General features: G+C 62.8%; 10 protein-coding genes. 6 read left to right on the top strand and 4 right to left on the bottom strand.

The genetic code is table 11. The features are described 5' to 3' along the window. Positions 1-298 precede the first annotated feature (298 nt). Complete coding sequence (locus SO180_RS34960; protein WP_449383367.1) at positions 299-1582, top strand: cystathionine gamma-synthase family protein; 1284 nt, start codon at positions 299-301, stop codon at positions 1580-1582. A 255-nt stretch (positions 1583-1837) separates the two neighbouring features. Continuing rightward, on the top strand, positions 1838-3586 hold the full coding sequence (locus SO180_RS34955; RefSeq protein WP_449383370.1) for a caspase family protein: 1749 nt from the start codon (positions 1838-1840) through the stop codon (positions 3584-3586). A gap of 127 nt (positions 3587-3713) precedes the next feature. On the opposite strand, the gene SO180_RS34950 is transcribed toward SO180_RS34955, so the two are convergent. Next, the gene (locus SO180_RS34950; protein WP_449383366.1) at positions 3714-4079 is read right to left on the bottom strand and encodes a VF_A0006 family four-cysteine protein; all 366 of its coding nucleotides are present in this window, start codon (positions 4077-4079) and stop codon (positions 3714-3716) included. A 176-nt stretch (positions 4080-4255) separates the two neighbouring features. On the opposite strand from SO180_RS34950, the gene SO180_RS34945 reads away from it, so the two are divergent. Then, the gene (locus SO180_RS34945) at positions 4256-4729 is read left to right on the top strand and encodes a VOC family protein (protein ID WP_449383365.1); all 474 of its coding nucleotides are present in this window, start codon (positions 4256-4258) and stop codon (positions 4727-4729) included. A 15-nt stretch (positions 4730-4744) separates the two neighbouring features. Here the strand turns inward: SO180_RS34945 and SO180_RS34940 are convergent, their stop codons facing one another. Further along, positions 4745-6361: a PAS domain-containing sensor histidine kinase gene (locus SO180_RS34940; RefSeq protein WP_449383364.1), complete on the bottom strand. Its 1617-nt coding sequence runs from the start codon at positions 6359-6361 to the stop codon at positions 4745-4747. 31 nt (positions 6362-6392) lie between these two features. Here SO180_RS34940 and SO180_RS34935 point away from each other — a divergent pair, with 31 nt between their 5' ends. Then, positions 6393-7115, top strand: coding sequence for a hypothetical protein (locus SO180_RS34935; RefSeq protein ID WP_449383363.1), 723 nt, complete (start codon positions 6393-6395; stop codon positions 7113-7115). A gap of 125 nt (positions 7116-7240) precedes the next feature. On the opposite strand, the gene SO180_RS34930 is transcribed toward SO180_RS34935, so the two are convergent. Then, a complete protein-coding gene (locus tag SO180_RS34930) occupies positions 7241-7660 on the bottom strand; it encodes a CHRD domain-containing protein (protein WP_449383362.1) in 420 nt (139 codons plus the stop codon). A 154-nt stretch (positions 7661-7814) separates the two neighbouring features. Between SO180_RS34930 and SO180_RS34925 the strand changes: the two genes are divergently transcribed. Then, the gene (locus SO180_RS34925) at positions 7815-8741 is read left to right on the top strand and encodes a c-type cytochrome (protein ID WP_449383361.1); all 927 of its coding nucleotides are present in this window, start codon (positions 7815-7817) and stop codon (positions 8739-8741) included. A gap of 178 nt (positions 8742-8919) precedes the next feature. Here the strand turns inward: SO180_RS34925 and SO180_RS34920 are convergent, their stop codons facing one another. After that, the gene (locus tag SO180_RS34920) at positions 8920-9165 is read right to left on the bottom strand and encodes an Lrp/AsnC ligand binding domain-containing protein (RefSeq protein ID WP_449383360.1); all 246 of its coding nucleotides are present in this window, start codon (positions 9163-9165) and stop codon (positions 8920-8922) included. Positions 9166-9321: 156 nt separating this feature from the next. On the opposite strand from SO180_RS34920, the gene thiD reads away from it, so the two are divergent. After that, entirely contained in the window at positions 9322-10122 is an 801-nt protein-coding gene (thiD, locus tag SO180_RS34915) for a bifunctional hydroxymethylpyrimidine kinase/phosphomethylpyrimidine kinase (protein ID WP_449383359.1), read from the top strand. The last annotated feature ends 61 nt before the right edge of the window (positions 10123-10183 follow it).

The following is a 10183-nucleotide window of genomic DNA, read 5'->3' as shown; positions in this document are numbered from 1 at the left end:
ACCCTCACCGCCGCTTACCCCAGTCGCCGCTTACCCCATAGCATCTGGATTCCCCGCTTTCGCAGGGAATGACAGCGGTAAGAGAGGCGGCATTGTAGCGCCTGAGCCGCCGCAGGAATTTCTTTCGCCGCAGCCGACCAATCGCTGCCAGAGCGCCGCGCATGAGCTATCCTCGGATTGAGCCGCCGCGACGTTGACGATGAGTCGTTGGATGCCGGCGCATCCAGCTCCTGACTGCTTTGCAATCGCAGGGTTCCAACGCGCGGCGAGGCTCACTCGAGAAACAGCGAGACAGGCCATGGCAAAACCGTTCCCGTCCAAGACCCACATCGGCAACCATATGCTGCATCCGGAAACCCTGATGCTGACCTATGGCTATGATCCGCAACTGTCGGAAGGCGCCATCAAGCCGCCGGTGTTTTTGACCTCGACTTTCGTGTTCAGGACGGCCGAGGATGGGCAGGACTTCTTCGATTTCGTCTCCGGGCGGCGCGAGCCGCCGGAAGGCATGGGAGCGGGCCTCGTCTATTCGCGGTTCAATCATCCCAACAGCGAGATCGTCGAGGACCGCCTCTCGGTCTATGAGCGCACCGAGAGCTGCGCGCTGTTCTCATCCGGCATGGCTGCGATCGCGACGACCATTCTCGCTTTCGTTCGTCCGGGCGACGTCATCCTGCACTCCCAACCGCTCTATGGTGGGACGGAAACCCTGCTGACGAACACGCTTGCGCGCCTCTCGATCAGCGCCGTGGGCTTCGCCGATGGCATCGACGAAGCGGCAGTCAGCCAGGCCTCTGAGGAGGCCATGCGCAAGGGCCGCGTTGCGATGATCATCATCGAAACCCCGGCCAACCCGACCAATGGCCTCGTCGATATCGCGATGATCCGGCGCGTTGCCGACGCGATCGGCAAGGCCCAGGGCCACACGCCGATCATCGCGTGCGACAACACGTTGCTCGGGCCGGTATTCCAGCGGCCGATCGAGCACGGCGCGGATATTTCCCTGTACTCGCTCACCAAATATGTCGGCGGTCATTCCGACCTCATCGCCGGCGCCGCCCTCGGCGCAAAGGCTGTCATAAAGGGCGTCAAGGCGCTGCGCGGCGCCATCGGCACGCAGCTCGATCCGCATTCGTGCTGGATGATCAGCCGTTCCCTGGAGACGCTGAGCATCCGTATGGAGAAGGCCGACGGCAACGCGCGGCTCGTGGCCGACTTCCTGCGCGACCACCCCAAGGTGGCGAAGGTCCACTATCTCGGTCACCACGAAGCGACGTCGCCGGCCGGACGCGTGTTCGCAAGGCAGTGCCTGGGCGCGGGATCGACGTTCTCGTTCGACATCGTCGGCGGCAAGGAAGCGGCCGTGAAATTCCTCAACGCGCTGCAAATCCTCAAGCTGGCAGTGAGCCTGGGTGGGACGGAGTCGCTCGCGAGCCTGCCTGCAACGATGACCCATTCCGGCGTTCCCGCCGACATTCGCCAAAAGATTGGCGTTCTGGATTCCACGATCCGGCTCTCGATCGGCATCGAAAACCCCGCGGATCTGATCGCTGATCTCGCGCAGGCGCTAAGTGCGGCCTAACGAACTTGGACGCGAGCGCAGCGGTGGGGCGCTGATGGGCTCGGACGGTATGCAACATCAGGGTGCGATTAACCCTGACTCAATCGTCCGCACCGAAAGTGCCTGGTGGCCGTCCAAAAGGGTATCGCAGTGTGACTTATATCACAGAACGAATATTGCTTTTCGGCAGGCTGAATTTAGTCTGCCAGATGCATTCCTGGGGGGACTGCAGTGAGTCGTTTTGGTCTTTTCGTATTATCGATATTTGCCGTCTTGATGGGATGCGGCTCGGCCCACGCCGAGAAGCGCGTGGCGCTGGTCATTGGCAACTCAGCCTACAAGAGCGTGCCCAGGCTATCCAACCCGGTCAACGACGCCGGCCTGGTCGGCGGCATGCTGAAGACGGCCGGCTTCGATGTCGTCGACGTCAGGCAGGACCTCAGCGCCGCGGAGATGCGCAAGGCGCTGCGCGAGTTTGGCGGCAAGAGCCGCGACGCGGATGTTGCGGTCGTCTACTATGCCGGCCACGGCATGGAGGTGGATGGCAACAACTACCTGATCCCGACCGATGCCGTGCTCGAGACCGATACCGACGTCTATGACGAGGCGTTCCCGCTCGATCGGGTGCTGGTCAGCATCGAGCCGGCAAAACAGCTTCGGCTCGTCATCCTGGACGCCTGCCGCGACAACCCTTTCGCCAAGACCATGAAGCGGACCGTGGCCTCGCGCGCGATCGGGCGCGGGCTCGCCAAGGTCGAGCCGACCAGCCCAAACACCATGATTGCGTTTGCCGCCAAGGCGGGATCGACCGCATCGGACGGTGACGCGAAGAATAGTCCGTTCGCAACAGCTCTTGTCGATCGTCTCCCCACGCCTGGACTGGACCTGCGTAAAGCGCTCGGTTTCGTGCGTGACGATGTGCTGAAGACGACCGGCTATAAGCAGGAGCCGTTTGTTTATGGCTCGCTCGGCGGCGATGATGTGTCGCTGGTGCCGGCCAAGCCGGCCGCGGCTCCTGGTCCGCAGGCCGCCCCCCAGGACAGCCTGCGGCGGGACTATGAGCTCGCGCTTCAGGCCGGCGATCGCGAGGCATGGCAAGCGTTTCTGCGAGCCTATCCGGACGGGTTCTACGCAGACCTCGCGCGTGTGCAGCTCAGGAAGATAGCCGCGGAGGAAGAGCGCGCGGCCGCGACCGAGAAGGCGCGGTCGGCCGAGCAGGAGAGGGCAAGGCTCGCCACCGAACGCGCGCAGAAGGCGGAGCAGGAGAAGGCCGCTGCCGCGGCCAAGGCGGCCGAGGACGCCCGCATAGCCGCCGAGAAGGCCAAGCAGACCGAGGAAGCCAAGGCAGCGGCCGCTGAGCAGCGGCGGAAGGAAGCCGAGGCTGCAGCCGCGAAGGCGCTCGCGGAGAAGCAGGCCGTCGAAAAGGCGGCAGCCGAGAAGGCTGCGCAGCAGGCTTCTGAGACGCGGTCTGCCGAGACCCAGAAGGTGGCGGTGCTTGCGCCTCCGCCGACGTCAACCCTCTCTGCGGCCGAGCTGGCGAAATCGGTGCAGTCGGAGTTGCGGCGCGTCGGCTGTCTGACATCATCCGCCGATGGCGACTGGAATGCAGCCTCGCAGCGCTCGCTGACCCAGTTCAACAAATACGCCGGCACCAAGTTCGACGTGAAGCTCGCGAGCGGCGATGCGCTGGACGCGCTGAAGGCGAAGCCTGGCCGTGTCTGTCCGCTGGTCTGCGATCGCGGCTTCAAGGCGGACGCCGACACTTGCGTGAAGATCACCTGCCGCGCCGGCTACCGGGTGAACGACGACAACGAGTGCGAGAAGGTCCAGGACAAGAAGCCTGTCGCGACCCGCGATGACTCCAAGCCGCGAGACGACGAGAGGAAGAAGGTCGAGTCCGCACCGTCGAAGCCGCAGACGACGGGCCAGATCTATTGCGACACCAGGAGCTGCCGTCCAGTTCGGCAGGGCTGTCGAGTCGATATCGCGGTTGGGCAGTACGGGCACCGAGAAATCTGTAACTGAAAGCGGGCGCAGGGCGAGGAAGGAAACCTTTCGGTCCATGCACCTTCGTTAGTGAGCTTGGCGAATGATGCAGAACACGGAACATGGGTTTTATCCCGGTCGGCACAACTTGCTGCGCTTGGCCTCGCTAGAGCGGATTTGACGTCCGGCATGCCGAGATGATCGCGGCGGCGGCTTCGTTGGCCTGGGCGCCCGAGAGCTGCTGCACGAGGCAAACATAGTAGCCCTTGCTTCGTTCGTTCAACAGGGAGTCTCCGTTGAGCGCGAGCCAGTTGCAGGCGGCGCGAATGTATTGGATGGCCACGGGAGATCGCGTGTCGCGGATGAAGGACAGCTCGCATTGAGCCTGCCGTTCCATGGCGGATTGCGCGAGGGCGAATCCGGAGGATGAAGCGAGCGCTGCGGCGGCGACTGCCGACAGAAGCGCAAACAGCGGGCGAACCCGTGCTTTGTCGTGCAGACATCTTTGAGCCGGCAACGTAAAGCGCCTCATAGGCAGACCGCACCTGTTGAAAAAACCAGGGATTGCAGCGGCGATGTGCGTCGCGCGCGAGTCTGTTCCGAAATCTGATGGCTGACGCGGGACGAGTCAAGAAATTGCCATTGGCTGCGACCATATCAGGGCGAGGGGATTGAACCTGATTGGAGTGGAACTGAAAGGAATCGCGAATGGCAAAGAACACGATTTGCCTTTGGTACGACAAGGACGCCGAAGCTGCTGCCCGCTTCTACGCCGAGACGTTCCCCGACAGCAAAGTGAATGCTGTCCGCCGCGCACCTGGTGACTATCCATCCGGCAAGGCGGGTGATGTGCTGATGGTCGAATTCACGGTCGCCGGCATGCCTTGTCTCGGCCTCAATGGCGGTCCCGCATTCAGACACAGCGAAGCCTTCTCGTTCCAGATCGCGACCGACGATCAAGAGGAGACTGACCGTTATTGGAATGCCATCGTCGGCAATGGCGGGCAGGAGAATGCGTGCGGCTGGTGTAAGGACAAATGGGGCATTTCCTGGCAGATCACGCCGCGCGTGCTGATGGAGGCGATGGCGGCGGGCGGTGACGAAGCAAAGCGCGCATTCGAAGCGATGATGGGCATGACGAAGATCGACGTCGCCGCGATCAAGGCGGCCCGACGCGGCTGAAGTTGTGCTTGAGCGTCATGTCGCGGGTTTAATGGGCAGTTCGATAACGCACCGCAAGCCATCGGGCCGCAAGTCGAACCGCGTCGTCGCCCCGAGCTGTCCGGGCAGTCCCTGTTCGAGCAGTGTCCGGCCGAAACCATGTCGATGCGATATGACGAGCTCGGCGAGCTTCCGTCTATGTTCGCTCCATTCGAGACGCAGCGCGGGCTTGTCAGTGCTCGCCAGCTGCCAGCGGATTTGCAGGGTGCCGCCGGAGCCATTGAGGACACCGTGCTTGATGGAGTTCGTGCCCAGTTCGTGCAGAGCGAGCGAAAGCATCTGCACGGAATCCCTGGGAAGGGCTAGGTTCGGGCCACCGATGGAGACGTCGGAGGAATCCGCCACGCCCAGCGAATTCATTTCCATGTGCACGAGCTCATCAAGGCCAACCGCTTCCGACGCCTCGCGGGAGAGAAGGCCCTGAACCCGCGAAAGCGCGGCCAGGCGCCCGTTGAAGTCACCTGCATAATCATCGAGTGACGCGCTCCCCGCCCGCGTCCGTTCCGAGATTGACTGGACCACCGCGAGCAAATTGCGACTTCGATGCTGCAATTCTCGCACGAGAAGCTCCTTGGCCCGCGCGGAGCGTTGCTCCCTCTCGATGCTCTGGAGCGCCGATATCGATCCCGCCAGTTCGGCGGCGACCAGCATCAGGAAATCAAGATATTCTGAATTGAGATGCAGGCGCGAATTGGCGCCGATGAGCAGCGCGCCTGCAAGGTTGTTGCCGGAGCTCTTGCGCAAAAGTGGCAACGCGACGAGTTGCGTCGTCGGCTCAAGCCAGGTGCCGCCCGGCAGCGCGAAGGGAGGTTCGGACGATCGCTCGATGATCCGCAGCGTGCGCGTATTGAGGACATTGACGATGCCCCATTCATCGTCGGGTGACAACGCCGACAACGAGGACGGAAACAGAGCGCGATCGATCTGGCTTGCAGCGACGAGCCGGGCGTTCCCGTTCTCGTCGGCTATGTATTGAACGGCGAACGGGATGTCGGGATTGTCGCAGCAGAGCAGATCCAGAAGATTCTGACAGGTCTCCTCGATGGTCACCGCGCCCGTCGTTGCTTCGATCGTCGCCTTGGACAGCGCGCCCAAGACGCGCATCCGACGCTCGGTCAGGACGCGCGCGGTGGTTTCAACGACCGCCGTGAGGACGCCGACGATGTTGCCGGTCGCATCGATCAGCGGACTATGTGAATACGTGAAATAGCATTCCTCCATGTATCCGTGGCGGTCGCTCGCCAGCAGCAGGTCTTGCGACCAGTTCGCGACGCCCTTGAGTGCGCCTTCGAATTGTTGACCGACGATCGGCCAGGTGTCGGGCCAGGAGTCGGCGCCCGGTCGGCCGAGGCCATGGGGATGCTTGGTCTCGCCGAGGATCGGCTGCCACGCATCGTTGTACAGCATGATGAGCTGCGGCCCCCACCAAACGACCATGGGAAAGCGGGAATTGAGGCAAGTTGCAACTGTTGACTTGAGCGTGTCCGGCCATTGCGCGGGTATACCGAGCGGGGACGTCGACCAATCGTGCGCGCGCATCAGCGCGCCCATCTTGCCGCCCCCGTTGAGGAAATCGGTCGAGTGCCCGCCCATGACCTGACCTTGTCACGCACTGAACGGTCGCTTGGCCCAGCCATTCAAATTGGCGATCCGGCGCGAGCTCCGCATTCTGTTCGAAAAGTCGGCCGCCTGCACAACGCGTGCGACCAACGACCATAACCCGGAATCACCAGTCAGACCATCGAATTTCGCCCGGCCGAAGCGGACTGCGTGTCAGCGCACGGTGGTGATCAATTTCGATCAAGCAAGTGGTGCCGGCGCGTGGCACACTGCGGATGGAGAAAAGCACATTGGCTCAACGACAACAGTCGAGACTCGCATGTTCCGCGTGACGGCAGATACATTGCAGGCCTATCTCGATTTCGATCCAGAGCGAAAGCATGACCTGGTCAACCTTCACAAGCTGATCGTTCAGGCTGCTCCGGCCCTCAAGCGGTTTTTCCATAAGGGAACACCAGCGGGAGAGGCGGGTATGCGGATGAAGATGATCGGCTATGGAAAATTTCGTTATGCGATCAAATCTGGGAAGACCACCGAATGGCCGGTGATTGGTGTTGCTCTTCAGAAGAACTACATCAGCGTGTACGTAGCGGTGACGAGGCAGGGCGCGCCGGTCGTCCCCAGATATGCGGGACAGCTCGGCGAATTGCGAATGGGCGGCAACAACTTCAGTTTCGAAAGGTTCGATGATCTGAGGCAGAATGCGATGTCGCTGCTGTTCGCGGAAGTTGCCGACATCTTCACGTCGGATCCGAAAAATCCCGTTCGATACATGCAGGGCGCGTGATGTGCTTCGCGGGAGTTGGAGGATGACGGCGTTGGACAGGGCGCGCGCTATGCCTTGTCGTGGGCTTGAAAAAGGCCGGACGCTGGCGCGCCCGGCCTCTCGTCGCGCGAGGATGTCGCAACGCTTTACTTCGTCACCTGGCCGCGGATCTCGCCGCCCGGGTTCGCTGCGGTGTGGATGTTGATGTAGTACTTGCCGCCGAGCAGATCGGCGGCCTGCGCGTCGGTGAGCGTCGCTTCGCCCTTGACGGGGCTCGACGTTGCATTCGGGATCGCGACCGCGACACCGGCATTCTTGCCGGTCTCGGCCGGGCCGTGGAAGTGAGCGGCGGTCGCCGGGCCCGAGAGTCCGGAATAGGTGACGGTCCAGGAGAGTTTCTTGCTGGGGGCGTCATAGTCGAGATCGGCCGTGCCGGTGCCGCTGCTGGTCGTCGCAGGCACCTCGGCCTTGCCGTCCAGCGTCGCCTTCAGTTTCTCCGCGCAGGCGGGTCCGGCAAACGCAACGGCGGCCGTCAGCGCGAGCGTGGCAAAAAGGGGCTTGTTCATGGGTCTCTCCCTGTTGACCTCGAAAGGTGGCAAACGTCCAAACAGTGCGACTTGGAATTTATTCCCCTCCAGCGTTCAAACCATCTAAATTATTCGTGGCTGGAGCGACGGTGGCTGCAGCCTTAAGTTCGTCTGACATCGATGGATTTCGTGAATGTTGCGACGAACGATCATTGCTGCGCTGCTTGCCGCCGGTCTTGGCCTCGCGCTCTATTGGTGGCTCACGGCGCCGGTCGCCCTGGCACTGCCCGCCGCCTCGCGTGCGCCCGATCTTGCCAACGGGCAGGAGCTGTTCAACGCCGGCGGTTGCGCTTCCTGCCATGCTGTGCCGGGCCAGCCCGACCGCCTGCGGCTTGGCGGCGGGCTTGCGATTGGCTCGCCGTTCGGCACCTTCTACGCGCCCAACATCTCGCAGGATCCGGCCGACGGGATCGGACGTTGGAGCGAGGCCGATTTCGTCAATGCGGTGATGAAGGGCGTCTCACCCGATGGCGCGCATTACTTCCCGGCATTTCCTTATACGTCCTACGCGCATGCGAAGGTGGACGATGTGCGCGATCTCTTCGCCTATCTGAAGACGCTGCCCGCCGTTCCGGGCAAGGTGCGCGATCACGATTTGCCGTTTCCGTTCAACATTCGCCGCAATGTCGGCGTCTGGAAATTTCTGTTCATGGACGGTACGCCTTTCGTAGCCGATGCCGCGCGCGCGCCGCAATGGAATCGCGGCGCCTATCTCGTGAACAGTTTTGGCCACTGCGCCGAGTGCCACAGCCCGCGCAATCTGCTCGGCGGCCTGATGACGTCGCAACGCTTTGCCGGTGGCCCCAGTCCGGACGGTGAGGGCTGGGTCCCGAACATCACGCAGAAGGGCATCGGCGACTGGAGCGAAAAGGACATCGCCGATTTCCTCGAGACCGGCGACATGCCCGAGGGCGACAGTGCTTCCGGCGCGATGCGGCCGGTGATCAAGAATCTCGCGCAGCTCACGCCGGAGGACCGCGCCGCGATGGCCGCATATCTGAAATCGCTGCCGCCGGTCGAGGGACCCAAGCCGCCGCCGAAGCGGAAGGAGGGCGGTTAGAGCAGATGAGATTTGGCCCGGCTGATCGCGGGGTCTTACCTCTCCACAGCGGGGAGAGGTCGGATTGCGAAGCAATCCCGTGAGGGGCCGCAGCGATCAGTGAGATCGTACCCCCCACCCGGACTGCATCTTTCGATGCGATCCGACCTCTCCCTGCGGGAGAGGTGAGATTGGGCGGCTAGCGGCCGCCAAACGCCTTGAAGGTGATGATGGTGAGGGTGTCCTGGATGCCCGGCAGGACCTGTACCTTCTCGTTGATGAAGTGGCCGATGTCGGTGTCCTTGTCGACATAGAACTTCACCAGGAGATCATAGTGACCGGCCGTGGAATAGATCTCGGAGGCGATCTCGGCTTCGGCGAGCGCGTTGGCGACCGTGTAGGACTGGCCGAGCTTGCATTTGATCTGAACGAAGAAAGGAACCATCGCGGTTGCTCCGAAGGCATGATTTGGCGGCTAATAGGCCAAAATCGGCCGGCTTTAGCAAGCGAACTTGCTGGCCTCGTGGCGTAAGCAAGCTTGCTGGTCCCGGGTATGCGCGTTAGGACAGACCATGGCCCCGATCCATCCGAAAGCCGCGCCATGACGACGCCCATAGCGCTCACCATCGCCGGCTCCGATTCGAGCGGCGGCGCCGGCATTCAGGCCGACCTGAAGACCTTCGCCGCGCTCGGCGTCTACGGCGCCTCCGCGATCACGGCGCTGACCGCGCAAAACACCAAAGGCGTGACCGGCATTCATGCGGTGCCCGCCGGGTTCGTGACCGCGCAGATCGATGCGGTGTTCTCCGATCTCGATGTCGACGCGGTCAAGATCGGCATGGTGGCGCAGGCCGCGAGCATCGATGCGATCGCCTCCAGCCTGGTGCGATGGTCGCCACGGCATGTGGTGCTCGATCCAGTGATGGTCGCGACCTCCGGCGACCGGCTGCTGGCGGCAGAGGCCGTCGAGGCATTGCGCACAAGGCTCATGCCACTTGCATCGGTGATCACGCCGAACCTGCCCGAGGCAGCCGCGCTGCTTGATGAGCCGGTAGCAGAGAGCGAGGCCGGGATCGAGAGCCAGGGGCGCCGCCTGCTCGCGCTTGGCTGTCGCGCGGTGCTGATCAAGGGCGGGCACGGGCAGGGCGCCGAGAGCATCGACTATCTCGTCAGCGCGGACGGCGTGATCGCGCTCGCCGCGCCGCGGGTTGCGACCCAAAACACCCATGGCACTGGCTGCTCGCTGTCGTCTGCCGTCGCAGCAGGGCTTGCCAAGGGCGAGGACCTCGCTACGGCCGTGCGCGATGCCAAGGTCTGGATCAGTACGGCGATTGCCGCCGCCGAACGCTTCAGCGTCGGTCACGGCCACGGGCCGATCCATCATTTCCACAAATACTATTGACCTCGGCCGCGATGGCGGCGGCTAGCCGGCGTTAACCAATAAACCTAGGGGTTCCCGGAGT

The sequence above is a fragment of the Bradyrhizobium sp. UFLA05-112 genome, assembly GCF_053572325.1.
The sequence above is the reverse complement of the archived record's forward strand: the minus strand, read 5'-3'. Positions and strand labels throughout refer to the sequence as shown.

What these genes read in the sequence shown, in the direction of transcription:
- SO180_RS34945 (WP_449383365.1), top strand. Translation starts at nt 4,256, where the DNA reads ATGGCAAAGAACACGATTTGCCTTTGGTACGACAAGGACGCCGAAGCT.
- SO180_RS34920 (WP_449383360.1), bottom strand. Translation starts at nt 9,165, where the DNA reads ATGGTTCCTTTCTTCGTTCAGATCAAATGCAAGCTCGGCCAGTCCTAC.
- SO180_RS34925 (WP_449383361.1), top strand. Translation starts at nt 7,815, where the DNA reads ATGTTGCGACGAACGATCATTGCTGCGCTGCTTGCCGCCGGTCTTGGC.
- SO180_RS34950 (WP_449383366.1), bottom strand. Translation starts at nt 4,079, where the DNA reads ATGAGGCGCTTTACGTTGCCGGCTCAAAGATGTCTGCACGACAAAGCA.
- SO180_RS34930 (WP_449383362.1), bottom strand. Translation starts at nt 7,660, where the DNA reads ATGAACAAGCCCCTTTTTGCCACGCTCGCGCTGACGGCCGCCGTTGCG.
- SO180_RS34955 (WP_449383370.1), top strand. Translation starts at nt 1,838, where the DNA reads ATGGGATGCGGCTCGGCCCACGCCGAGAAGCGCGTGGCGCTGGTCATT.
- SO180_RS34940 (WP_449383364.1), bottom strand. Translation starts at nt 6,361, where the DNA reads ATGGGCGGGCACTCGACCGATTTCCTCAACGGGGGCGGCAAGATGGGC.
- SO180_RS34960 (WP_449383367.1), top strand. Translation starts at nt 299, where the DNA reads ATGGCAAAACCGTTCCCGTCCAAGACCCACATCGGCAACCATATGCTG.
- thiD (WP_449383359.1), top strand. Translation starts at nt 9,322, where the DNA reads ATGACGACGCCCATAGCGCTCACCATCGCCGGCTCCGATTCGAGCGGC.